Below are 24,561 nucleotides of genomic sequence, written 5' to 3' on the forward strand. Positions count from 1 at the left end.
CCCTCAGTGCGTGCCTTCGTAGGCTTCTTCGCCCGCACCCAGCGTGTCGTGGTCCAGGTATTTGCCCGCGCTCTCCTCGCCTTCGACCAGCTCCAGGTAAGAGCGATAGAAGAAGGCCACCGCCTGGATGAAGACCAGGGCGACGAAGCACAGGATGAGGATCTTGAAGAGGAAGTAGGCGTTGAAGCCGTCGGGGCTGAACCCGATGGTCTCGACGTTCCATTTCACGATCCGGGATTTGCGCAGCATCATGTCCAGCTGGTCACTGGCCGAAACCTTGGGCGTGATCAGATGACGCCACAGGAAGAACCAGGAATACATCCAGGTCAGCACCGCGACGGGGATCATGAAGAACAGCGCGCCGAACATGTCCACGGCCCGCTTGGCCCGGTGGCCGATGGCGGCATAGACCAGGTCGACCCGCACATGGCTGCCCTGCACGAAGGCATAGGCCACGCAAAGCGCGACCACGGCGGCATTCCACAGCTTCAGACCCTCGGCGAACCAGCCCACGGACTGGGTAAAGCCGATGCCCAGGGGCGCGATGGTGATCTCGCCCAGGCGGAAGATGGATTGCAGGAAGACGATCAGGATCTGCTGACCCACCATGATCAGGCCCGCCCAGGCGGCGGTGCGCCCCACGGCATTGGAGAAGGCCTCGAGCACGCGCACGCAGCCCCACATGAAGGGCCGCCAGATCAACCCCGCCAGGGTCACCAGCAGGAAGATGTCGAAGACGGCGAAGAACAGCTCGACCGAGCCGCCGTAATAGATGAAGCGGATCAGCGCTTCCTTGTCAGACCAGTCAAGCCACAGCCCCGGTTGGCTAACCGCAAGGGCAATGTGGTAAAAGCCAAGACCGATCTGCGTCACGAACCAGATGAGCCCGTCGAGCATCCTGTCCCCCACCTCGATATTCTTTGTCAGGAAGGGCTGCGCACCGGCAAGGGTGCGCAGCCCGGATCATGTTGCCAATGGTGCGGATCAGCCGCCCAGGACGCGGTCGCGCTGTGCGGTGTAGGCACCGTCCGAGACGCTCATCCAGCTGGAGGCAGAGGCCATGGAGGCTTCGGCCGAATTGCGGATCTCGGCGAAGATCTCGTCATCCATGAAGCCGTCCAGCACCTCTTTCGAGGCCGAGCCGTAGGCGTCCCAGACGTCGTCGGGGAAGGTCTGAACCTGGATGCCGGTCGAGCGCAGACGGTCCAGCGCCGGGCCGTTGTTGGCGATGAACAGCGCGTAGTTGTGCTGATGCGCCTCGGCGGCGGCCACTTCGATGATCTTCTGCTGTTCCGGGGTCAGGCCGTTGAAGACGTCCAGGTTGGTGGCCACGGAGAGGGCCGCGCCCGGCTCGTGGAAACCGGCGGGGTAGTAGTTCTTGCAAACCTCTTGCAGGCCCAGCTTCTCGTCCGACCAGGGGCCGATCCACTCGGTGCCGTCCAGCGCGCCGGTGGACAGCGCTTGGTAGATCTCGCCGCCCGGCAGAACCTGCACAGAGGCGCCCAGCTTCGACAGGGCCTGACCGCCCAGGCCCGGCATACGGAACTTCAGGCCCTTGAAATCGTCGGCCGAGTTGATCGGGTTACGGAACCAGCCGCCACCCTGGGCCGCGGTCTGACCGGCCAGGAAGGATTTCAGGCCGAAGATCTCGCCCAGCTGGTGGTGCAGTTCCATGCCGCCGTTGGCATAGTACCAGGTCATCATTTCCGGGGCGGTCATGCCGAAGGGCACGGTGGTGAAATAGGCCCAGGCGGGGTGCTGACCGACGAAATAGTAGTCGGCCCCGTGGTACATGTCGGCCTGACCGGCGGTCACGGCGTCGAACACTTCCAGCGCGCCCACCAGTTCGCCGGCTGCCTTGGCTTCCACGACCATGGTGCCGCCGGACATCTCGTTGACGTTGTTGACGAAACGCTCAACCGAGTCCCAGACGCCCGCCAGACCGCGCGGCCAGGTGGTGACCATGGTCAGCTTGACCTGACCCTGGGCCACGGCGGGTGCGGCCAGCGATGCGGCAGCAGCGGCACCGCCACCGATGGCGGAAGTTTTCAGAAAAGAACGACGATCCATTTGGGCTCCTCCCCATGATGTCTTAATGCCCCGTCCCCCGGGGCAAATCATTTGCAGTATCGGCGACCCTAGCCGCAGGGCCTACGACACGAAATACCAAAGATTACGTATATCGCCCGCAATATTGGCGAAAAATGCGCGGCGAACAGGGTTTCCTTGCGGCGCGGCACGGTTTTTCTTGCCGGTCAGAGCGGATATCTGTCCAGTAGACCACCCTATCGTCGGTCCCCCGGGAATCACGCCCCCCATTGGACCGGCCCAACCGGACACGCCCAACTGGACCCCTCATGCCCCGCCCCGCCCCCTGGCCCTTCCGCCGCCTGTCAGAGCGTTTCGCGCCCAGCTACGGCCAGAAGCTGTTCCTGCTGGCGACCCTGCCGCTGATCCTGGCGGTGGCGGCGATCTCGCTTCTGGTGGCCTCGCAGTCGCGCGCCCTGGCGGAACGCGAGATCGCGGCGCTGGAACGGCAGATGATCGAGGCCAAGAAGGCAGAGCTGCGCAATTACGTCACCCAGGCGCGCAACGGGTTCAACCGCATCTACGGCATGGCCGGGCCCGACGACATCGCCGCGCAGCAGGTGGTGAAGGAAATCCTGGCGGCGATGATCTATGGCGACGAGGGCTTCTTCTTCGTCTACGACTACGACGGCACCAACCTGGTTTCCCCGCGCCAGACCGAGATGATCGGCCGCAACTGGTGGGACCTGACCGATGGCAACGGCCAGCAGGTCGTGCGCGACTTCATCGCCACCGCGCGCGAGGGCACCGGCTATGTCACCCATCTGTGGCCCAAGCCCTCGACCGGGGAAGAGGCGCTGATGGTCTCCTACGTCACCGCGCTGCATTCGTGGAAATGGGCCATGGGCACCGGGGTCTTCATCGACGACGTGCTGTCCACCACCGCCGCCGCCCGCGCCGATGTTGAGGACCGGGTGCAACGCACCTTCGTGCAGATCGGCGGCATCACGGCGGCGGCGCTGGTGCTGGTCTTCGCCTCGGGGCTGTTGATCAACATCCGCGAACGGCGCCTGGCCGATGCCAAGTTGGGGGCGCTGACCCAGCGGGTCTTCGACGCCCAGGAAGAGGAACGCGGCCGCGTCGCGCGCGAGCTGCATGACGGCATCTCGCAGCTGCTGGTCGGGGTCCGCTACGCGCTGGACAGCGCGCGACGGCGGCTCGATGCCGGCGACGCGCGCGCCGGCGACACGCTGGACCGCGGCATGGACAGCCTGTCGGAGGCGATCCACGAGGTGCGCCGCATCTCGCGCGACCTGCGCCCCGGGGTGCTGGATGACCTCGGGCTTGGCCCCGCCCTCAAGGCCCTGGTCGAGGATTTCGGCACCCGCACCGGCATCGAGACCGAGTTCACCACCGTGGTCTTCCGCAACCGGCTGCACAATGACGCCAAGATCGCCCTCTACCGCATCGCCCAGGAGGCACTGACCAATGTCGAGCGCCATTCCGGCGCCACCCGGCTGGAAATGGACCTGCGCGGCCACCGCTCGGGCGCCACGCTGAAGATCCGCGACAATGGCTGCGGCCTTCCGCCCCATGCGGACCAGGCGCGCGGCATGGGGCTGCGCAACATGCAGGAACGGGTCGACCAGATGGGCGGCACCCTGCGCCTGATCAGCCACCGCTCGGGGCCCGAGGCCGGAACCCTGATCGAGGTGACCGTGCCGCCCTCGAAGGTCATCGACCCCGCCTCGCCCGATCTCGACGCCCAGGACAAGCAACCGCGCGCCCCGCAGGCGCCGCGCCCCGCAAAGGATATCGCATGACCGACAGGCCCACGCCGCCGCAGATGATCCGTGTCGCCATCGTCGACGACCACCCGATGGTGGCCGAGGGGATCGAGGCCATCCTCGACAGCTTTCCCGACATCGCCGTGGTCGGCACCTACCGCAACGGCCGCCAGATCATCGAGGCGGTGGCCGAGGTGCGCCCCGACGTGATCCTGCTGGATCTCAACATGCCCGAAATGGGCGGGCTGACCGCCTGCGAGATCCTGCTGGAAGAACATCCCCAGCTGAAGATCCTGATCCTGTCGATGCACGACAGCCCCGAATATATCTCGACCGCGCTGGATCACGGGGCGCTTGGCTATATCCTGAAGGACGTGCCCACCGACGAGATCAAGCGCGCCATCGACATGGTCATGCAGGGCGAGCGCTATCTCTGCACCGGCGCCCAGGGCTCGCTCGCCCCGCCGCGCGGCGCGGGCCATCTGACCAACCGCGAACAGACCATCCTGCTGCAACTGGCCCAGGGCAAATCCAACAAGGAAGTGGCCCTGGCCCTGGACATCTCGGTGCGCACGGTCGAGACGCACCGCAAGAACATCAAGAAGAAGCTGGGCATCAGCTCGACCGCCGGGCTGACCCGCTACGCGATGGAACACGGCGTGCTGCACGGCAACGGCCAGACCTTCTGACCCGCCCCCCTCTGCTCCCCCGCGCCTACCGCTGGCCCCCGAGGCGCCCCGCCCCCTCATTCTCATTGCCAAAAATATCCCGGGGGGAGTCGCGGCCCCGCCGCGACGAGGGGCAGCGCCCCCCGCCCCCGTCGCCGAAACCGACCCCCGCAAAGATCCACGCCGATCCGCGCAACTTTCGAAAACAAAACCCGCCCTCCGCGACATTTTTGTCATGGATTAGCCATTGACCTTGCCCCGACGACCTCCTATTCCTCCTTTCAGGATCAAAGGAGCCCTCGGGACATGACCGCACTAGTAATTATTGTAGGAGCTTGGCGCATGGGCCGGTGAGAACCGGAGACCCTATCAGGATCCCATGCGCCCCCGGATTGTCCCCCGGGGGTTTTTTATTGTCCTTTTGTGACCCCGGGCCCGGCCCGTGGAGCGAGGAGAGGCCGCCCAGAGCGGCGACAGACGGAGAGAGCGCAGATGGCACGTCAGATGAGCGGTGCGAAAATGGTTGTCCAGGCCCTGAAGGATCAGGGCGTGGACACGGTGTTCGGCTATCCCGGCGGGGCCGTCCTGCCAATCTATGACGAGATCTTCCAGCAGAACGACATTCGCCATATCCTGGTGCGCCATGAACAGGCCGCGGTCCATGCCGCCGAAGGCTACGCGCGCTCGACCGGCAAGCCGGGCGTGGCGCTGGTAACCTCGGGGCCGGGGGCGACCAATGCGGTCACCGGGCTGACCGATGCGCTGATGGATTCGATCCCGATCATCGTCCTGTCGGGCCAGGTTCCGACCTTCATGATCGGCACCGACGGCTTCCAGGAGGCCGACACCGTTGGCATCACCCGCCCCTGCACCAAGCATAACTGGCTGGTCCAGGACACCGAGGACCTGCCGCGCCTGCTGCACGCCGCCTTCCATGTCGCCACCTCGGGCCGTCCGGGCCCGGTGCTGGTCGACATCCCCAAGGATGTGCAATTCGCCACCGGCACCTATACGCCCAAGCCCAAGACCTCGGAATTCCGCTATCAGCCGACGCTGAAGGGCGACATGGAAGAGATCACCGAGCTGGTCGCCGCCCTGGAAACCGCCAAGAAGCCGGTCTTCTACACCGGCGGCGGCGTCATCAACTCTGGTCCGGCCGCCAGCCAACTGCTGCGCGAACTGGTCGAAGCCACCGGCGCGCCGATCACCTCGACCCTGATGGGCCTCGGCGCCTATCCGGCCTCGGGCGACAAGTGGCTGGGGATGCTGGGGATGCACGGCCTCTACGAGGCCAATATGGCGATGCATGACTGCGACCTGATGATCTGCGTCGGCGCCCGGTTCGACGACCGGATCACCGGCCGCACCGATGCCTTCTCGCCCCATTCCCGCAAGGCCCATATCGACATCGACCCCTCCTCGATCAACAAGATCATCCATGTCGATTTCCCCATCGTCGGCGACGTCGCCCATGTGCTGGAAGACCTGCTGCGCGTCTGGAAGGCCCGGGGCCGCAAGATGGACCGCGAGGCCCTGGCCAAGTGGTGGACCAAGATCGAAGGCTGGAAGACAAAGAACTGCCTTTCCTACAAGGGCTCGGACAGCATCATCAAACCGCAATACGCGCTGGAACGGCTGGAAGCCCTGACCAAGGGGATGGATCGCTACATCACCACCGAGGTGGGCCAGCACCAGATGTGGGCCGCGCAGTTCCTGCATTTCGACGAGCCGCACCGCTGGATGACCTCCGGCGGCCTGGGCACCATGGGCTACGGCTTCCCGGCGTCTGTCGGCGTGCAGCAGGCCCATCCCGAGGCGCTGGTGATCAACGTCGCGGGCGAAGCGTCCTGGCTGATGAACATGCAGGAGATGGGCACCGCGATGCAGTACCGCCTGCCGGTGAAACAGTTCATCCTGAACAACGAACGCCTGGGCATGGTGCGCCAGTGGCAACAGCTGCTGCATGGCGAACGCTATTCCTCCAGCTGGTCCGAGGCCCTGCCCGATTTCGTCAAGCTCGCCGAGGCCTTCGGCGCCAAGGGCATCCAGTGTTCCGACCCGGCGGATCTGGACGATGCGATCATGGAGATGATCCGCTACGACGGCCCGGTGATCTTCGACTGCCTGGTCGAGAAGCACGAGAACTGCTTCCCGATGATCCCCTCGGGCAAGGCGCATAACGAAATGCTGCTTGGCGACGCCTCGACCGAAGGCGCCATCCAGGCCGGCGGCGCCGTGCTGGTGTGATGAACCGAAGGTAAGGCGGGCCCGCCCCGCCCTGCCGTCTCAACGGATCTCCTTCGGAGGAAGAAACATGAACGCTCTGAAACTGAAAAAAGGCTCGACGAGCCATTCGGCCTACAACCTACGTCCCACCTTCTCGGATACGATCGAGCAGCACACGCTGGCGGTGGTCGTCGACAACGAGGCCGGGGTGCTGGCGCGGGTGATCGGCCTGTTCTCGGGTCGCGGCTACAATATCGAAAGCCTGACCGTGGCCGAGGTGGATCACACCGGCAAGCGGTCCCGCATCACCATTGTCACCCGGGGTACGCCGCAGGTGATCGAACAGATCAAGGCCCAGCTGGGGCGCATCGTGCCGGTGCACAAGGTCAACGATCTGACCGTCGAGGGCCCTTCGGTGGAGCGCGAACTGGCGCTCTTCAAGGTCGAGGGCGACGGCGAGAAACGGGTCGAGGCGCTGCGTCTGGCCGACATCTTCCGCGCCAAGGTGGTGGATTCCACCCTGTCGAGCTTTGTCTTCGAACTGACCGGCGCGCCGGAAAAGATCGACGCCTTCGCCGAGTTGATGCGGCCCCTGGGCCTGTCGGACCTGGCGCGCACCGGCGTGGCCGCCCTGTCGCGCGGCGAAAGCTAGGCCGGTCGGGCCCCCGGGCCCGCCTGCCCCTTTGACAAGAGCAGCAGAAACACAAACGCCGCGCCCGAAAGCGCGGCGTTTTCGCATGGCGGCCCCGAGGGCGGACCCGCCGATGGGTCATGTCCTGGCAAAGGGCGCGGCCAGCCCGTCACGGGCGGCCCGCTCAGCCCTGTCGCAGCCGCGATTGCGGCGAAATCCTCTCAGACGATCCGCGAGCCCTGACGCTTTTTCGCGTCACGTTGCGCCTTGCCCGGGAAGGGCACGACGATCGGTCGGCCCCCGTCGCTCGGCGGCGTCGGGTGTGCCTTTCGGGACGCAGTGGGCCGAAAATCGCCCGCCTCCCGCAACCGATAGGCGAGCGTCGGATAATGATCCTCCGCCACCACGCGGGGGTTCTCGACCAGACGCATATCGCCGCATTCATTCAGCTCGAACTGGAGCAGGTCGCCCGCGTCCAGGTTCAGACGTTCACCCGAGCTTCCCTTTGATTCCGAACGAAAAAACGCCAGGTCACCGTGGTCTTCACACCAGATAACCGCCGTGTCGTCGTCGGCTGCGCTCCACAGCACTATCCCAAACATTGGCTTCCCCGTGCATTGCATACGCATTTACCCTTCAGTCAGGATGAGTGAAAACCCGCGCCTTGGACATACGCCTTTCCGTGTCGAGCTGTCTGTTTTTGTGTCGCATCCGCCCGCGAATGACGTTATAGAGAAACAGGCCTGACGTCTCTTGGCGTCAATCCGACAAGAAGAACCAAGAAAAATGGACGAACAATGAGAAGATGCCATCAACGCGCGTCCGGGAAGGTAGAAAGTGGTTAGCACCGGCCTCAAATCTGATCAGACAGACCTGAAACCGGTCGAGATCCGCGGCATCTTCGGCGCGAATCTGCGGCAACTCAGCAGCCAGTACCCGTCTATCGCGGGCCTGTGTCGCGAATTGGGCATCAACCGCACCCAATTTAACCGTTACCTCTCGGGTGAGAGCTTTCCGCGCCCCGACGTGCTGCATCGGATCTGCCAGTTCTTCGGCACCGATGCCCGGATCCTGCTGGAGCCCGTCAACCAGGTGAAGCCGGGCAATCATGACCTGCTGAACCACCCGGTGATCTCTGACTATCTGGGCCGCGGCGCCACCCTGGTGGACGAGCAGATGTTCCCCTCGGGCTTCTACCGCTTCACCCGCGTCAGCTTCATTGACAGCGAAAAGGCGGTCATGGGGCTGGTGCATGTCTCTCGCCAGGACGGGTTCACCTTCCTGCGCGGCTTCGAGGCCCGCGAGGCGATGCGCCAGCAGGGCCTGCCCGACGATCCCGCCAACCGCGAGTTCCGCGGCCTGATCATGGCTCAGGAACAGGGCGTCGCCTCGCTGGTGTCGCGGCGCGGATCCGTGACCTGTTCGTTCAATTTCCTCGCCCGTGTTGCCGCCTTCGATAACAATTTCTGGGAAGGCTACACCACGCGCACCATCCGCGAAGCGGTCTCTGGCCCGCGCGCGGCCCGTGTCGTCTACGAGCATCTGGGGCGCAACACGCCCCAGGTCTTCGCCTGCGCCCGTCAGGCCGGGCTGATCGACGCAGAGGATATCCCGGCTTTTCATCGCCGGCTCCTGCGGCTCAACGAACCTTTCCGCTGAGCCCACCCAAAGACCCTACTCCACTCACGCGACATAGAAAGGGGCGCCTCCCGGGGCGCCCCTTTCCCTTGGCCGATGCCGGGGCCTTGCCCGCTTAGCCCAGCCGTTCGGCCATGAAGCGGGTCAGCCGGTGCAGGCCTTCCTCGATATCCTCGACCGAGCGCGCATAGGAAAAGCGCAGGGTCTGGCCGCCGCGCGCCTTGTCGAAATCCAACCCCGGGGTCACCGCCACGCCCGCCCCTTCCAGGATCTCGCGCGCGAAGCTCAGGCTGTCGTCGGTCAGGGCGCTGACATCGGCATAGATGTAGAAGCCGCCATCGGGCGGCGCGATGCGGTCGAAGCCTGCCTTGGGCAGCCCCTCCAGCAGCAGGGCACGGTTGCGGGCATAGACGGCGCGGTTCGCCTCCAGCTCGTCCACCGCATCCAGGGCGCCCAGGGCCACCACCTGGCTGGCCGTGGGGGCACAGATGAACATATGCTGGGTCAGCCGCTCGACCCGGCGCACGTGATCCTCTGGCACCACCATCCAGCCGACACGCCATCCGGTCATCGAGAAGTATTTCGAGAACGAGTTGATGACATAGGCGTCATCAGTGATTTCCAGCGCACTATGGGCGCGGTCCTCGTAATGCAGCCCGTGATAGATCTCGTCCGAAATCAGGGCGATCCCCTCGTCGCGGGTGGCCGCCACCAGATCGGTCAGGGCCGGCTTCGACAGCATGGTGCCCGAGGGGTTGCCAGGGCTGGCGATCATCAGCCCGTCCAGGCCCAGGCCGCGGATGTCGTCCGGGGCGGGCTGATAGCGATGCTCGGGCGCGGTCTCGATCACCACCGGGTCCAGGTTCATTGCCTTCAGGATCTGCAAGTAGGACGGATAGCCCGGCGCGCCGATCCCCACCTTGTCGCCCGCATCGAACAGCGCGGTAAAGCTCAGCAGGAAGCCCGCCGAAGAGCCCGAGGTGACCACCACCCGGTCGGGGTTCAGATCGACCCCGTACCAGCGCTGGTACAGCGCCGCGATGCCCCGGCGCAGCTCGGGCAGGCCCAGGCTCAGGGAATAGCCCAGGGGCGCCTCTTCCAGCGCCTGCGCCAGTTTTTCGCGCGCGGCCTGGGGGGCGGGTGTGCCCGGCTGGCCCACTTCCATATGGATGATCCGGCGGCCCTCGGCCTCCAGCTCGGCGGCGCGGGACATCACGTCCATCACAATGAAGGGATCGACTTCCCCGCGGGTTGAAACGCGCATGGGCATCTCCGATGGTGGCTTTCGATTGGGGCCGTTTCAACAGGCCACCGGCGGCAGGTCAAGGCGATTGCCCGCCCTGCGGGGATCCCCGCCAAGGGCTTTCTGACGCAGGGGGGCCTGTCTTGGCAAGGCGCCCAGGATATGGTGAATGCCTTCAAGGGGGCGCCTGCGTCCCCACCCCCCGTGCCGCCGCTTGCCGGTGGTCTTCCTTTGGGCCGCGCCGCAGGATCGGCGCAGGTCTTCCGCGTCCCGCCGCCCACGCCTGGGTGGCCCGAACCGGGCGACAGGCCCGAAGAGAGATCTTATGACCAACCGCCTTTCCCTGCGCGCCCTTCTGACCGGCACCGCCACCGCCCTGACCCTGGCCGCCCCCCTGCCCGCCCTGGCGCAGGAAAGCCTGCCCGGCGTCACCCCCCTGACCGACCCCGAGCGCGAGCAGTTCCGCGCCGAGGTCCGCGCCTATCTGATGGAACATCCCGAGGTCCTGCTGGAGGCCATCCAGGTGCTGGAGGACCGCCAGCAGCAACAGGCGGCCATGGCCGAGGTCTCGATGATCCAGCAGAACGCCGCCGAGATCTTCGCCGATGGCCATTCCTGGGTCGGCGGCAACCCCGAGGGCGACATCACCCTGGTCGAGTTCATGGACTACCGCTGCGGCTATTGCCGCAAGGCCTTTGAAGAGGTCGAAGAGCTGGTGGCCACCGATGGCAATATCCGCTTCGTGCTGAAGGAATTCCCGATCCTGGGCGAAGACAGCGTCGCTGCCTCGCGCCTGGCCATCGCCACCCAGATCACCGCCGGTGACGAGGCCTACAAGGCCGTCCATGACGCGCTGATGTCCTATTCCGGCGGCTTCGACGAGGTGTCGATGTCGCGGCTTCTGGGCTCGATGCAGATCGACCCGGCGCCGGTGCTGGCGGCGCTGCAAAGCGCCGAGGTGAACGCGGTGATCAATGCCAACCGCGATCTGGCGCAGACCCTGCAAATCAGCGGCACGCCGACCTTCGTTCTGGGCGACACCATGCTGCGCGGCTATGTGCCCCTGGCCGGGATGCAGTCGATCGTGGCGGAGATGCGCCAGGAATGAGCGCCCTGCGGCGCGGCGCCCGCGCGCTCCTGGCCCTGACCTTGGGCGCTTCGGCGCTTTGGCTCGGCCCGGCATCGCCCGGGCGGGCCGCAGACAGCGCGGGCGGCGGCCTGTGGTCCAAGGTGCAGGGGGATCCCGCCCTTCTGGCCCAGGAGATGCGCGCCCTGCTGCTGGCAGAGCCGGAACTGATCCCGCAGATCCGCGAAGAGGCGCGGCGGCGCATGGCCGCCGATGCCGCCTCGGACCTGGCGGCCGAGATCGCGGGCGACCGCGCCACCATCGCCGATCTGGCCCCCGCCCTGTTCGCCGCCAGCCCGCGCGGCTTTGGCGCCGACCGCGCCATGGCACAGATCACCCTCTTCACCGCCGCCCGCTGCGCCGATTGCGCCCAGGCCGAAGCCGAGCTGCGCGCGCTGGCGGCCGAGATGCCGGGCCTTCGCGTCGAGATCCGCAGCCTGTCGGACAGTGACGCCGATCTGGCCTGGCGCGCGCTGGAAACCGCCCAGGGGCCCCAGGCCGCCGCCGCCTTCCGCGCCGCCCTGCTGGAGCCCCCCCAGGCCGAGCCTGAAGCGCTGCTACGCGCCCAGGGCATCGACCCCGCCACCCTGCCCGTGACGGAGACCCTGCGCGCCGAACTGGCGGCTCAGGCCGCGCTCTTTGCCCGGCTGGACCTGGACACCGCCCCCTCCTACGTCATGGCGGACCGGCTGATCCGGGGCGCCATGCCGGGCGTCGTGCTGCGGCGTTATCTCAGCGAATAAAAGCCGATCACGGCGGCGTGAGCACACCCGGCCACCCGAGTATGGTAGGGTTTGCGCCATGAAGGACGACACCTTTCAACACCGCCCCCGCCGCCTGTCGGACCGGCTGATGGAGGCCCTGGTGATCCTGCCCGTGGTGCTTTGGCACGTTGGGCGGGCGCTGTTCGGCATTGCCATTGGCCTGCTGCTGGTGCTGCTGGCGCTGAAATGGGTCTGACCCGGCACGAGCGCTTGGTCGCGCCCTGCCCGAGACGGCCCGAAGCGGCCCCCGGCCCGGCTTACTCTGCCGCCTGCGCCTCGACCTGACCGTCCTCGATCGCCTGGGCGCGTTTCTCGACCTCTTCGACGATATGGTCGACCATCTGGTCGTTGGACATCTTGTGGCTGGCCTTGCCCGCCAGATAGACCATGCCGCTGCCCGCACCGCCGCCGGTGAAACCGACGTCGGTCATCAGCGCCTCACCCGGGCCGTTCACCACGCAACCGATGATCGACAGCGACATCGGCGTCTTGATATGTTCCAGCCGTTTTTCCAGCGCCTCGACCGTCTTGATCACGTCGAAGCCCTGCCGCGCGCAGGAGGGGCAAGAGATGATGTTGACGCCGCGATGGCGCAGGCCAAGCGACTTCAGGATCTCATAGCCCACCTTCACCTCTTCCACCGGATCGGCCGACAGAGAGACGCGCAGCGTGTCGCCAATGCCCATCCACAGCAGGTTGCCCAGGCCGATGGCGCTTTTGATCGTGCCCGATGTCAGCCCGCCCGCCTCGGTGATGCCCAGGTGAATGGGCGCGTCGGTCTGTTCGGCCAGCATCTGATAGGCCATGGCCGACATGAAGACGTCAGAGGCCTTCACGCTGATCTTGAACTCGTGGAAGTCATGGTCTTGCAGGATCTTGATATGATCCATGCCGCTCTCGACCATCGCATCCGGACAGGGCTCGCCATATTTCTCCAGCAGGTGCTTTTCCAGGCTGCCCGCGTTGACGCCGATACGGATCGAGCAGTTGTGATCGCGCGCCGCGCGGATCACCTCGGCCACGCGCTTTTCGTCGCCGATGTTGCCCGGATTGATGCGCAGGCAGGCGGCGCCCGCCTCGGCGGCCTCGATGCCGCGTTTGTAGTGGAAATGGATGTCCGCGACGATGGGCACCGGGCTTTCACGGCAAATCTCTTTCAGCGCGCGGGCGCTGTCCTGATCGGGCACCGAGACGCGCACGATATCGGCGCCTGCCTCGGCGGCGCGGGTGACCTGGTCAATCGTGCCCTTGATATCGGTGGTGACCGTGTTGGTCATGGTCTGCACGGTGATCGGCGCGCCGCCCCCCACGGGCACGTTGCCCACCATGATCTGGCGGCTTTGGCGCCGGTCGATATTACGCCAGGGACGGATGGGATTATGCGACATGGGACGGGCCCTCTGGTTGCGCTTTGGCGTTGGATACGACAGGCGGCAGGGCGGTGCAATGCGCGCGCGCGGCCCCTGGGTCACAGATAGGCGCGCGGGGCGTGGATCCAACCCTTGTACGCCCCCCCGGGAACGCGAAACGCCCGGGCGGCAGGCCCGGGCGTCGCGAAAATCTACATTGGGGCGGAGATCAGTCCTCGGCCAGCACCTGGCCCAGATCGGCCTCGGCCACGGCGATCATCCGTTCCGCCTCGGGGTCGCGCGACAGGTCGGCCACCGCGTAGCTGGATTTCAGATCGTCAACCGACAGGGCCACGTTGCGGATCGTGCCCGTGCCCTCACCTGCGGGGCCGTAATACTCGCCCTCGACCTGGAAGTAGATCGAGCCCGACATCCCCGCGCGCAGCACCGGCGGCTCTTCGGTATTGGGCAGCTTGTATGTTTCACCCGCATCCAGGATCTTCTCGAACAGGATCGTGCCGTCGCCGCTTTGCACCCGCACCCAGGCCGGACGCACCGCCACCAGGCTGACACCGGCGCGGGCCTTGGCCACCACCTGTGGCGCACCGGGGGCGGCCCCGCCGCCATCCACCACGCCCTCGTCGCTTTCCAGACCCAGGGCCAGCGCCACGGCGCGGTCCTCGTCGCTCATCTGGCTGCCGGGCACGGCCTGGGCCAGCCCGGTCTCGCCCGAGATCAGCGCGCCTGCGCCCGCCTGGGCGAAGGTGCCGATCTGCGAGGGGTTCAGGGTCGAGATGGGCGCATCCCGCGCCACCACCACCGGCACGTCCAACGCCTTGGGCCGATAGAGCCGGTCCATGCCGTCGCGCGGCGGGTTGAACACGCCCGAGGCCTCGGCGGTCTGCACCGGATCCTCGATCTGCCGCGTGGCGCCTGCCAGCGGGTCGATATCGGCCAGCACGTCGGGGGTATTCTCGACCGGGGCGAAGCGCACGCGCTGCACCTCGTTCAGCACCGCATAGCCGCCATAGGCCAGCCCGCCGATCACCGCCAGCAGCACCAGCATCGAGCCGATCGCCGCCGGTTCGATGCGCGACAGGAAGCTTTCGCCCTGGGGCACGAAGGGGGTGTTGGGATCGGTGAACGGATCGCTGCCCGCCGGGCGCTTGGCCTTGCGCGGTTCGAGCCGGGCATCGGGCTTCACCCGCGAGGAGGCATCGGCCGACATGCCATGCGCCGTGGCAAAGCCGCTTTCGGCGCAGAATTTCGCATAGGTCGCATCCGGCTCCATCCCCAGGTAGCGCGCGTAAGAGCGCACGTAGCCGGCGATGAACCCGGGCGTATCAAAGGCGTCGGGGTCGGCATTCTCGATCGCGGCAATGTAATTCGCCTTGATCCGAAGCTCGCGCTGAACGTCCAGAAGGGATTTGCCCATCGTGGCGCGTTCGCCGCGCATGACGTCACCGAGCCGCAGCTCGAAATCGTCGAATCCCTTTGGATTGCTGGGTGCTATTGCCTTGTCAGGCTGCCTGCGCCGTATCATCCCGCTGCCCCGTTTGCCTTGCGACGACCCGTAAATCCCCCGATTCGGATCGCCTTCTTTGTTTAGAAGACGGTAACATGATTCAAGCTATTTGGTGCGCGAATAGAGCAGCACCCGCCAGATTTAGGCGCGCTTCCGCGCAACCTGCGGCGATAATAGGTGCTGGGGCAATTTGGCCTCTGCCCGGCTCTGGCCCCGAGCGGTGCGGGGAAAATCCCCTCGATACGGGACAGGATGGGCTTATCTCTCTGGTAACCATTCGATCAAGAGATCGTAAAACTCTTTCCAAAAGGTGAAGCCCTTTCGCCACGCTTTGTCCGCCGCCCGGCCCGACCCGGCACGATGCGGGGGGCAGAAACACGAAACGCCCGGGCCAGGCCCGGGCGTTTGCAGATCCTTGCGCGGCGGCGGCTGGCCTCAGCCCGCCAGCTCCTGCCGGTTCAGCGCGCAATGGGACCACAGGCTGTCCATGGCGCGGATCAGCTTCTCGGTCTCCAGCGGCCCATGCACCGGGCTGGGGGTGAAGCGCAGCCGCTCGGTCCCGCGCGGCACGGTGGGGAAATTGATCGGCTGCACGTAGATCCCGTGATCCTCCAGCAGCATGTCCGACAGCATCTTGGTATGCACCGGATTGCCGACGATGACCGGCACGATATGGCTGCCATGGTCGATCAGCGGCAGGCCCAGGGCCTTGAACCGGGTCTTCAGGATGGCGGCGCCTTCCTGGTGCTTGTCGCGCAGCGCCTGGTCGCCCTTCAGATGCTTGATCGAGGCGGCACAGCCGGCGGCCACGGCGGGCGGCAGCGAAGAGGAGAAGATGAAGCCCGGCGCATAGCTGCGGATCGCGTCCACCATCTTGGCCGAGGCGGCGATATAGCCGCCCAGCACACCAAAGGCCTTGGCCATGGTGCCGTTGACGATGTCGATGCGGTGCACATTGTTGTCGCGCTCGGTCACGCCGCCGCCGCGCGGGCCGTACATGCCGACCGCGTGGACCTCGTCGATATAGGTCAGGGCGTTGAATTCATCGGCCAGGTCGCAGATCTCGTCGATACGGCCGAAATCGCCGTCCATCGAATAGACCGATTCAAACGCGATCAGCTTCGGCGCCGCCGGATCGTCGGCCTCCAGCAGCTCGCGCAGGTGCTCGACGTCATTGTGGCGGAAGATGCGCTTGGCCCCGCCGTTGCGGCGCACGCCCTCGATCATCGAGGCGTGGTTCAGCGCGTCGGAATAGATGATCAGACCCGGGAACAGCTTCGGCAGGGTCGACAGCGTCGCGTCATTCGCCACATAGGCCGAGGTGAAGACCAGCGCCGCTTCCTTCTGGTGCAGGTCGGCAATCTCTGCCTCCAGCGCCTTGTGATAGAGCGTCGTGCCCGAGATGTTGCGCGTACCGCCCGAGCCCGCGCCCGCCTTGTCCAGCGCGTCGTGCATCGCCTCCAGCACCACCGGGTGCTGGCCCATGCCGAGGTAGTCGTTGCCGCACCACACGGTCACCGGGCGCTCGGTCCCGTCGGGACGGCGCCAGGTCGCATGAGGGAAATGCCCCTTGTGACGGACGATGTCGATGAAGGTACGATACCGGCCTTCATCATGCAGCTTGCCGAGTGCCTGGTCGAGTTGGGCTTCGTAAGTCACGGGCTTGGTCTTTCCTTGCTTCGTCTTCACCTTGGCGGGCCGCAGCCGGTCTGTCACGGGGTTTACGGGGCCCCACGCCGGCGCCTTGATGCTCTCGGTCCGTCTCCTGTCGGGTCCGCGTCGCGGGCCGCCTCGGGTCTGTCTTCGGGGGTGTGCCCCCCTCAGGCCGGTCGGGTGTAACATCCCCGCCCGAATTTTGGAATGAAAATAAGATCATTCCCCCGCGCATGAACCGTTACAAAATGCCGCCCCCCCGAACTTTGACATGGGTCAATCCCGGGGCCCTTTCGCCCGGGCACCCAAGACGGCAGGCGGGCCCCCGGCGCCGCGCGCCGCCCCCCCTGCCCCGGAACCGGGCCGGCTCCGCGAAACAGGGGCCAAAGTCAGGTATCCCATACTTGGCAGCGCCCACCCGGCCCAGCACAATACCTGCACATATTGTGCCAATTCCTTGCGATCCTTTCAGCACCTTTTCCTTTCGCGCCCCGCCTGCCCCCCGGCTGGCGGGGCGTTTTCCCTGCGCCGCTGGACACTGGCCCGCCGGGTGCTACGCTTCGCGCAGCGAATGAAAGGAAGACCCATGTCCGCCACCTCTCCTCTGGATCCCGTGCTTGCCCGTATCGACACCGACCTCGGCGGGGCCGTCGAACGGCTGATGGAACTGCTGCGCATCCCCTCGATCTCGACCGACCCCGCCTACAAGGCCGATTGCGAGACCGCCGCCGACTGGCTGGTGGCCGATCTGACCTCGATCGGCGCCAAGGTGTCGAAGCGCCCCACCCCGGGCCATCCCATGGTCGTGGGCCATGTGGGCCCCGAGGGCGCGGACGTGCCGCACCTGCTGTTCTACGGCCACTACGACGTGCAGCCGGTGGACCCGCTGGACCTGTGGGACAAGCCCCCCTTCGAGCCCGAGGTGCAGGAAACCGCCAAGGGCCGCGTGATCCGTGGCCGGGGGTCGTCGGATGACAAGGGCCAGTTGATGACCTTCGTCGAGGCCTGCCGCGCCTGGACCGCCGAACATGGGGCCCTGCCCTGCCGCATCACCTTCTTCTTCGAGGGCGAAGAGGAAAGCGGCTCGCCCTCGCTGATCCCCTACATGGAAGAGAACGCGGACGAACTGAAGGCGGATGTGGCGCTGATCTGCGACACGGCGATGTTCGACCCCAAGACGCCCGCCATCGTCACCATGCTGCGCGGGATGCTGGGGGAAGAACTGGTGGTGACGGGCCCCGACAAGGATCTGCACTCGGGCTTCTACGGCGGCGCCGCGATGAACCCCATCCGGGCCCTGTCCAAGGTGGTGGCCGCGCTGCATGACGACCAGGGCCGGGTCACCATTCCCGGCTTCTATGACGGCGTGCCCGAGATGCCCGCCGAGCTGCTAGAGCAATGGCAGGGCCTGGGCTTCGACGCCGATCAGTTCCTGGGCGACGTGGGCCTGTCGAAACCCGCCGGCGAGCAGGACCGCACCCCGCTGGAAATGGTCTGGGCGCGCCCGACCTGTGAGGTGAACGGCATCTGGGGCGGCTATACCGCCGAAGGGTTCAAGACCGTGCTGCCGTCCAAGGCGCATATGAAGATCTCCTTCCGCCTGGTCGGCGATCAGGATCCGCTGGCGATCCGCGAAAGCTTCCGCGCCTATGTGCAGGACCTGCTGCCCGAGGATTGCACGGTCGAGTTCAAGGGCCATGGCGCCTCGAAGGCCGGGCAGATGGATATCTCGGACCCGATGTTCGAGAAGGCGCGCCAGGCGCTGACCGACGAATGGCCCAACCCGGCGGCCTATATCGGCTGCGGCGGCTCGATCCCGATCGCCGGGCACTTCGGCCGCCTGCTGGGGATGAACGCCATGCTGATCGGTTTCGGCCTTGAGGATGACGCGCTGCACTCCCCCAATGAGAAATACGATCTTAACTCCTTTCATAAAGGAATCAGAAGCTGGGCCCGGGTGCTGGACGCGCTGAGCCGCTGACCCTTCGCCTGCGCCGCGCGTCTTTCCTCCGGCCCGTTTCCCTGGCCGGAGGAGAGATGCCATGGTCCTGAATATCGAAGAAGAGATCGACGCCCGCCTGCACGCCATCGAGGCGGAACCCTATGCCTCGGCGGCGGTGACCGACATCCGGCGCGAGATCCTGCTGGTGCAGGACATGATCCACACCACCGGCGCCGAGGCCGCGCCCGCGCTGCGCGGCCTCAGCCAGATCGAGGTGACCGGCATCGCCTCGCCCAATTCCAGCGTGATCCGCGGCATCCTGCGCTTTCGCCGCCCGGACGAGCTGAAGCCCCCCTATTACAAGGAAGAGGACCGCACGATCCGCCTCTGGCTCGACCAGGCGCATCTGGATCACGTCCTCTACCAGCTGCAACACCGCAAACGCTGGCTGTGGATCGGCATCTGGCCGGACGGCTTCACCTACGCCGACCTGCACTCGCGACCCTGAGGGGCGCGAGAGTGGCAGGGAAAAGGGGGGCGGGCTCTGCGCCTCTCATCGACCGTTGGCGACAGATGGACTGAAAAGGGGGCTCTGCCCCCCCCTTGAGCCTGCGGCTCAATTCCCCCGGGATATTTCTGGCAAACGAGAAGGTAGAGGGTGGCGCCTGGCCGGGCTGCGGGGTGCTGCTTACGGCCAAAGGAGGACGAGGGAAGAGCAAGGCGAGGTCCCCTGGGGGACGCGCGCGTCGGGGCCACTTTGACCGAAGCATCTGACGATGAAGGGGGAAAGTGGCGCGGTTGACGGGGCTCGAACCCGCGACCCCCGGCGTGACAGGCCGGTACTCTAACCAACTGAGCTACAACCGCGCGTAGGGGCTGGAATAGTGCGGGGGACCGGAGAGGTCAATGGGAAAATGCACCTCGACGACAGGGAAATTTCACCGGGGTAAGCCATTGGCCCGAAACGCAAAAAGCGCCCCCTAGGGGACGCTTTTCTGGACGGTGATGGCGCGGTTGACGGGGCTCGAACCCGCGACCCCCGGCGTGACAGGCCGGTACTCTAACCAACTGAGCTACAACCGCTCTCTCACCGTGGAGGGCGTTCTAAGCGGAGGGGCCGAAACCGTCAAGCGGGAAAAGATGGTTTTTCGGGAAAAAGACGCAAGCCACTGAAATAAAATGAAAACCACAGGGCTTTTCGCACTGGAAGCCCTGCCCGCCCTGCTCCGCCGCCCCGTCGCGCGAGAGGCCTGGCAAAGACAAAAAGGCCGCCCCGGAGGGCGGCCTTTGCATTACTCTGCTGGCGGGGGCGCGATCAGCTGCCCAGGGACCACCAGCCGCGCTTCTTGGGCTTCGCCGGAGCGGCCTCTTCGGCCTCGGCCTCGGAGGCCGTGGTGGCCAGCTCGGGCTCGGGTGCGGGCTCAGCAGCCGGTTCCGGCGTGGTCTCGGTGACCGGCTCGGCCGTTTCCACCTCAGGCTCTGCTGCGGCCACAGGCTCGGCCTCGGGCTCAGCCGCTGCCTCAACCTTTGCCACCGGCTCGGGCGTCGCCTCGGGCTCAACGGCGGCCTCAGGCTCGGCAGGGGCGTCTGCGACGACCCCGGCTTCGGGCTCTGCCTCGGCGACGGGCTCCGGCGTCTCGACGGCGGCCGCCTCGGTCACCGCAGGGGCGGCCTCGGCTTCAACCTGTGCGACGGGCGCAGCCTCTTCCGGCTTGGCCTCTTCGGCGGCGGTCGCCTCGGCGCTGTCGTCCGTGGCGGCCACGTCGTCCTCGCCGCTCATGGAATCATCGCCGGAACCGTTGTCGCCCTTGCTCTTGCGCCGACGACGCCGCCGACGGCGCTTCTTCTTGGGCTGATCGCCATCCTCGCCGGTCTCGGACCCGCTGTCGTCCCGCGACGAGCGCTCCTCGCTCGCGCTCTCTTCGGCGACCTCGGGGGTTTCCTCCTCGATCTCCTCCTCGGCGGCGTCCTCGTCGATGCTTTCCATCAACGAGCTGTTGGCAGAGACCACATGGGCCACTTCGGCCACCTTGCGGGTCGCGGTCTTGAACTTCTCGATCTCGCAATCGGGCGAGACCATCGAGGGCACGCCCTCGATCCGCACGGCCATGCCGTAGCGGGCCTCGATCAGGGCCACATGCTCTCGCTTCTGGTTCATCAGGTAGTTGGCGATGCCCACGGGCACCTTCACCAGAACCTCGCGCGACTTGCGGCGGGTCCCCTCTTCCTCGATCTGACGCAGCACGGACAGGGCCATGCTGTCGTCCGAACGGATCAACCCGGTGCCGTGGCAATGGGAACAGGGCTGCGTGGTGGCCTCGATCATGCCGGGGCGCAGACGCTGGCGCGACATCTCCAGCAGGCCGAAGCCCGAGATGCGGCCGACCTGGATGCGCGCGCGGTCGGTCTTCAGCTTGTCCTTCAGCTTCTTCTCGACGGCGGCGTTGTTCTTGCGCTCGTCCATGTCGATGAAGTCGATGACGATCAGGCCCGCCAGGTCGCGCAGACGCAGCTGGCGCGCCACCTCTTCGGCGGCCTCCAGGTTGGTCTTGGTCGCGGTTTCCTCGATCGAGCCTTCCTTGGTGGCCCGGCCAGAGTTGACGTCGATCGCCACCAGCGCCTCGGTGACGCCGATCACGATGTAGCCACCCGATTTCAGCTGCACCACCGGGTTGAACATGGCGCCGAGATAGCTTTCCACCTGGTAGCGCGCGAAAAGCGGCAGCGGGTCGGTGTAATGCTTCACGTTCTTGGCGTGGGACGGCATGATCATCTTCATGAAGTCCTTGGCGTTGCGGTAGCCGCGTTCGCCTTCCACCAGAACCTCGTCGATCTCGCGCGAATACAGATCGCGGATCGAGCGTTTGATCAGGTCGCCCTCTTCATAGATCTTGGCCGGTGCAATGGATTGCAGCGTCAGCTCGCGGATCTGTTCCCAGAGGCGTTGCAGATATTCGTAGTCGCGCTTGATCTCGGTCTTGGTGCGCTTGGCACCCGCCGTGCGCACGATCAGACCCGCACCCGAGGGCACGTCGATCTCGGCGGCGATTTCCTTCAGCTTCTTGCGGTCGACAGCATTGGTGATCTTGCGCGAGATGCCGCCGCCCCGGGCGGTGTTGGGCATCAGCACGCAGTAGCGACCGGCCAGGGACAGGTAGGTGGTCAGGGCCGCGCCCTTGTTGCCGCGCTCTTCCTTGACGACCTGCACCAGCAGGATCTGGCGGACCTTGATCACTTCCTGGATCTTGTAGCGCTTGGGGCGCGGTTTGCGCGGCGGGCGGATGTCCTCGTGGTCGTCGTCATCGGCGACCGACTCGATCTCGCTGTCCTTCTCGGAAGAGCTGCGCGAGCGCGAGCGGCTACGCGAAGAGCGGCGGCCGCCGGTCTCTTCCCCGTCGCTATCGTCGCTGTCGCTGTCGTCCGCGTCGCTGCTGTCGCTGTCGTCCGAGGCCTCGACCGTGTCGTCGCCCGAGCCGTCCTCGGGCTCTTCCACCGGCGTTTCGCGCACGGTTTCCATCGGCGAGCTGCCCTCTTCGGGCAGGTCGGCGCCGTCGAGGTCGATGGTTTCCATCCCCTCGATCTGGTCGCTGGTCTTGCCTTCGGCGGCCTCGGCCACCTCCTGGGTCACCGTCGCATCGGCACTGTCGGCCTTGGCGGCGCGCGACCGGGTGCGCGAGCGGCTTTTCTTCGGCTTTTCGTCCTCTTCCTCGCGGGCGCGCATCGCCTCGGCATAGGCGCGCTCTTCCTCCATCAGGGCCTCACGGTCCGCGACGGGGATCTGGTAGTAATCCGGATGGATTTCCGAGAAGGCAAGGAAGCCGTGGCGGTTGCCGCCGTAATCGACGAAGGCCGCCTGCAGCGACGGTTCGACCCGGGTTACCTTTGCGAGGTAGATGTTGCCAGCAAGCTGGCGCTTGTTTTCGGATTCGAAGTCGAATTCCTCGACCTTGTTTCCGTCCACCACCACGACGCGGGTTTCCTCCGCGTGGGTGGCGTCGATGAGCATTTTCTTGGCCATGTGTTCCAATTGCACGCCGAAACGCCCCCGACGCCCGGGGGACACCCGGGGGGAGCGAAGGCATTGAGGGCGTGACTGTCAGGGGCGACTTGGGCGCCGGCGTCGACGCGGCAAGGGCCGCCTGCATGGGCGTGCCTCCGGCCTGTCTCGATCCTGTCGCGCGTCATCGCGTTTCTTCTCCGACGGCAGACCGGCCCGGTTAAGCGCCCCCGGCTGCATGAGCCGTCCGAAGCTTCCTGGTGCTGGGCTGCCGCCCATTTCGAACCGACGCGACCCCAGGGGCCTGTCGGCAAGTACGAAACCCCTATGGGGTTCAATCGATCTGGCGTCCGAACGGAGGTTGTTCCCGTCACATCCGGGGCCAGCGAAACTCTGTCAGGCCTCTGCGAAACCTCGGGGGCAACGCATATGGCCGTCTCATGAACATAAGGTGCATCATGGGCTGCTGACAATGCAGAAAATACCACAACCGCAGCGGGAACGGGCAAATGCCCGCGCTCTGACCACTTCGGCGCATCCCTTTGACATGCCGCGGCCGGGGCAGTTGCCTGCCCCGGCCGTGCCGGTTTTCGCGCCCTGCCCCGGGCTCATCGCCCGGGGCGGGTCCCGGCTCAGTTCAGGTAATCGGCCCGTTGCAGGCCATACTTCGCCATCTTCTCGTTCAGGGTCCGGCGCGGCAGGCACAACTCTTCCATCACCGAGGCGATGGACCCCTTGTGGCGGCGCATGGTGTTGTCGATCAGCATCCGCTCGAACGCCTCGACATATTCCTTCAGCGGCTTGCCTTCGGTGGTCATCACCGGCTGCATCTCCTCGTTCTCGCTCATCAGCAGCGAGGCGATGGTGCCCGAGCCCCGGCGCGATTGCAGCACGGCGCGTTCGGCCACGTTGATCAGCTGGCGCACATTGCCCGGCCAGGGAGCCTGCAACAGCTGCGCGGCCTCCTGGGCGGTGACCTGCGGCGCCTCGCAGCCGTATTCATCGGCAAACTGCTCACTGAGGCGGGTAAACAGCGCCAGGATGTCCTCGCCCCGCTGACGCAGCGGCGGCACGGTGATCCGCAGCGCGGCCAGGCGGTAGAAAAGATCGGGGCGCAAGACGTCCTCGCAGGTGCGGTCCTGCTCTTGCAGGTTCGAGATGGCCACGATGCGGGTCTCGGCGGGCGTGCCCTGCTCGTTGATCGCCGACAGCAGCCGCGCCTGAAGGCTTTCCGACAGCGCCTCGATATCCTCCAGCACCAGGGTGCCGCCGCGCGCCTCTTCGATGGCGGGCAGCTGCGTATCCTCGGGCTGCATCGGGCCGAAAAGACGTTTCGACAGCTGCTCTTCCTCCAGCGCGGCACAGCTGAGCAGCACGAATTTCTTCCCTGCCCGGGCGCCCACGGCGTGCAGCGCATGGGCCACCAGGGTCTTGCCGGTGCCGGTCTCGCCGTCGATCAGCACATGGCCGTCCGCCTGACCCAGGTCCAGGATGTCCTCGCGCAGGCGTTCCATCACCGGCGAGGTGCCGATCAGCTTCTTCATGATCTGGCCGCCGTCCGACAGCTCGCGCCGCAGCTGGCGGTTGTCCATGGTCAGGCGGCGCGCATTGGCCGCCTTCTTGGCCAGGGCCGTCATCTTGTCGGGGTTGAAGGGCTTTTCCAGGAAGTCGAAGGCGCCCAGGCGCATCGCCTCGACCGCCATGGGGACGTCGCCATGGCCGGTGATCATGATCACCGGCAACGAACTGTCAGAGCCCATCAGTTTCTTCAGGAAGGTCATCCCGTCCATCCCGGGCATCTTGATGTCCGAGATCACGATACCGGGGTAGTCGGGCCCGAGGGTCTTCAGCGCCTCTTCGGCACTAGGGAAGGTCTCGGTGTCATAGCCCGACAGGGCCAGCCACTGGCTGATCGACTGACGCATGTCCTGCTCGTCGTCAACGATCGCAATCTTCATGGCCTTTTGCATGTCACGTTTCTCCG

The 24,561-nt window shown here is 66.0% G+C and carries 19 protein-coding genes and 2 tRNA genes; 10 read left to right on the forward strand and 11 right to left on the reverse strand.

Annotated elements, in window-relative coordinates:
• Window positions 1–3 precede the first annotated feature (3 nt).
• Together ACRARE_RS13065 and ACRARE_RS13070 are read right to left on the reverse strand one after the other, a co-directional pair.
• On the reverse strand, window positions 4–897 hold the full coding sequence (locus ACRARE_RS13065; protein WP_432656888.1) for a TRAP transporter small permease subunit: 894 nt from the start codon (window positions 895–897) through the stop codon (window positions 4–6).
• A gap of 87 nt (window positions 898–984) precedes the next feature.
• Window positions 985–2,070, reverse strand: a complete 1,086-nt coding sequence (locus ACRARE_RS13070) for a TRAP transporter substrate-binding protein (RefSeq protein WP_432656889.1) — start codon at window positions 2,068–2,070, stop codon at window positions 985–987.
• A gap of 287 nt (window positions 2,071–2,357) precedes the next feature.
• Here ACRARE_RS13070 and ACRARE_RS13075 point away from each other — a divergent pair, with 287 nt between their 5' ends.
• The 4 genes from ACRARE_RS13075 (at window position 2,358) to ilvN (ending at window position 7,361) form a co-directional block, all read left to right on the forward strand.
• Complete coding sequence (locus tag ACRARE_RS13075; protein ID WP_432656890.1) at window positions 2,358–3,851, forward strand: cache domain-containing protein; 1,494 nt, start codon at window positions 2,358–2,360, stop codon at window positions 3,849–3,851.
• Window positions 3,848–4,504 carry a response regulator transcription factor gene (locus ACRARE_RS13080; protein WP_432656891.1) on the forward strand — a complete coding sequence of 219 codons (657 nt, stop codon included), beginning with the start codon at window positions 3,848–3,850 and terminating at the stop codon, window positions 4,502–4,504. Before ACRARE_RS13075 ends, ACRARE_RS13080 begins: the two co-directional genes overlap by 4 nt.
• A 471-nt stretch (window positions 4,505–4,975) precedes the next feature.
• The gene (locus ACRARE_RS13085) at window positions 4,976–6,730 is read left to right on the forward strand and encodes an acetolactate synthase 3 large subunit (protein ID WP_432656892.1); all 1,755 of its coding nucleotides are present in this window, start codon (window positions 4,976–4,978) and stop codon (window positions 6,728–6,730) included.
• Window positions 6,731–6,797: 67 nt separating this feature from the next.
• On the forward strand, window positions 6,798–7,361 hold the full coding sequence (gene ilvN, locus ACRARE_RS13090) for an acetolactate synthase small subunit (protein ID WP_432656893.1): 564 nt from the start codon (window positions 6,798–6,800) through the stop codon (window positions 7,359–7,361).
• 200 nt (window positions 7,362–7,561) lie between these two features.
• Here ilvN and ACRARE_RS13095 read toward each other — a convergent pair whose 3' ends face one another.
• On the reverse strand, window positions 7,562–7,942 hold the full coding sequence (locus tag ACRARE_RS13095) for a hypothetical protein (RefSeq protein ID WP_432656894.1): 381 nt from the start codon (window positions 7,940–7,942) through the stop codon (window positions 7,562–7,564).
• A gap of 235 nt (window positions 7,943–8,177) precedes the next feature.
• Here ACRARE_RS13095 and ACRARE_RS13100 point away from each other — a divergent pair, with 235 nt between their 5' ends.
• Window positions 8,178–8,999, forward strand: coding sequence for a helix-turn-helix domain-containing protein (locus ACRARE_RS13100; RefSeq protein WP_432656895.1), 822 nt, complete (start codon window positions 8,178–8,180; stop codon window positions 8,997–8,999).
• A 94-nt stretch (window positions 9,000–9,093) separates the two neighbouring features.
• Here the strand turns inward: ACRARE_RS13100 and ACRARE_RS13105 are convergent, their stop codons facing one another.
• Complete coding sequence (locus tag ACRARE_RS13105) at window positions 9,094–10,242, reverse strand: pyridoxal phosphate-dependent aminotransferase (protein ID WP_432656896.1); 1,149 nt, start codon at window positions 10,240–10,242, stop codon at window positions 9,094–9,096.
• Between the two features lie 304 nt (window positions 10,243–10,546).
• On the opposite strand from ACRARE_RS13105, the gene ACRARE_RS13110 reads away from it, so the two are divergent.
• Genes ACRARE_RS13110 through ACRARE_RS13120 form a run of 3 tightly spaced genes read left to right on the forward strand, consistent with a single transcriptional unit; the run spans window position 10,547 to window position 12,307 of the window.
• Window positions 10,547–11,329 (forward strand): DsbA family protein, encoded by a 783-nt coding sequence (locus tag ACRARE_RS13110; protein ID WP_432656897.1) that lies wholly within the window; start codon window positions 10,547–10,549, stop codon window positions 11,327–11,329.
• Window positions 11,326–12,090, forward strand: a complete 765-nt coding sequence (locus ACRARE_RS13115; protein ID WP_432656898.1) for a thioredoxin domain-containing protein — start codon at window positions 11,326–11,328, stop codon at window positions 12,088–12,090. The genes ACRARE_RS13110 and ACRARE_RS13115 overlap by 4 nt, the downstream gene beginning before the upstream one ends.
• Before the next feature lie 58 nt (window positions 12,091–12,148).
• Window positions 12,149–12,307, forward strand: coding sequence for a hypothetical protein (locus ACRARE_RS13120; protein ID WP_432656899.1), 159 nt, complete (start codon window positions 12,149–12,151; stop codon window positions 12,305–12,307).
• 61 nt (window positions 12,308–12,368) lie between these two features.
• Here ACRARE_RS13120 and ispG read toward each other — a convergent pair whose 3' ends face one another.
• The 3 genes from ispG to hemA form a co-directional block, all read right to left on the reverse strand.
• Window positions 12,369–13,499, reverse strand: coding sequence for a flavodoxin-dependent (E)-4-hydroxy-3-methylbut-2-enyl-diphosphate synthase (ispG, locus tag ACRARE_RS13125; RefSeq protein WP_432656900.1), 1,131 nt, complete (start codon window positions 13,497–13,499; stop codon window positions 12,369–12,371).
• A gap of 190 nt (window positions 13,500–13,689) precedes the next feature.
• Complete coding sequence (locus tag ACRARE_RS13130; RefSeq protein ID WP_432656901.1) at window positions 13,690–14,916, reverse strand: helix-turn-helix domain-containing protein; 1,227 nt, start codon at window positions 14,914–14,916, stop codon at window positions 13,690–13,692.
• 504 nt (window positions 14,917–15,420) lie between these two features.
• Window positions 15,421–16,644 carry a 5-aminolevulinate synthase gene (gene hemA, locus ACRARE_RS13135; RefSeq protein WP_432656902.1) on the reverse strand — a complete coding sequence of 408 codons (1,224 nt, stop codon included), beginning with the start codon at window positions 16,642–16,644 and terminating at the stop codon, window positions 15,421–15,423.
• 580 nt (window positions 16,645–17,224) lie between these two features.
• Here hemA and ACRARE_RS13140 point away from each other — a divergent pair.
• Together ACRARE_RS13140 and ACRARE_RS13145 are read left to right on the forward strand one after the other, a co-directional pair.
• Window positions 17,225–18,619, forward strand: coding sequence for a M20/M25/M40 family metallo-hydrolase (locus ACRARE_RS13140; protein WP_432656903.1), 1,395 nt, complete (start codon window positions 17,225–17,227; stop codon window positions 18,617–18,619).
• Window positions 18,620–18,680: 61 nt separating this feature from the next.
• On the forward strand, window positions 18,681–19,088 hold the full coding sequence (locus ACRARE_RS13145) for a hypothetical protein (RefSeq protein WP_432656904.1): 408 nt from the start codon (window positions 18,681–18,683) through the stop codon (window positions 19,086–19,088).
• Between the two features lie 282 nt (window positions 19,089–19,370).
• Here the strand turns inward: ACRARE_RS13145 and ACRARE_RS13150 are convergent.
• The 4 genes from ACRARE_RS13150 to ACRARE_RS13165 all read right to left on the reverse strand — a co-directional run bounded on the left by ACRARE_RS13150 (window position 19,371) and on the right by ACRARE_RS13165 (window position 24,547).
• A tRNA-Asp gene (locus tag ACRARE_RS13150) sits at window positions 19,371–19,447 on the reverse strand.
• A 139-nt stretch (window positions 19,448–19,586) separates the two neighbouring features.
• Window positions 19,587–19,663: transfer RNA gene (locus ACRARE_RS13155), tRNA-Asp, on the reverse strand.
• A 232-nt stretch (window positions 19,664–19,895) separates the two neighbouring features.
• Entirely contained in the window at window positions 19,896–22,598 is a 2,703-nt protein-coding gene (locus ACRARE_RS13160; protein WP_432656905.1) for an Rne/Rng family ribonuclease, read from the reverse strand.
• 611 nt (window positions 22,599–23,209) lie between these two features.
• Window positions 23,210–24,547 carry a sigma-54-dependent transcriptional regulator gene (locus ACRARE_RS13165; protein WP_432656906.1) on the reverse strand — a complete coding sequence of 446 codons (1,338 nt, stop codon included), beginning with the start codon at window positions 24,545–24,547 and terminating at the stop codon, window positions 23,210–23,212.
• Window positions 24,548–24,561 lie beyond the last annotated feature (14 nt).

The sequence above is a fragment of the Pseudooceanicola aquaeponti genome (genome assembly GCF_050897975.1).
Lineage (GTDB): Bacteria > Pseudomonadota > Alphaproteobacteria > Rhodobacterales > Rhodobacteraceae > Pseudooceanicola.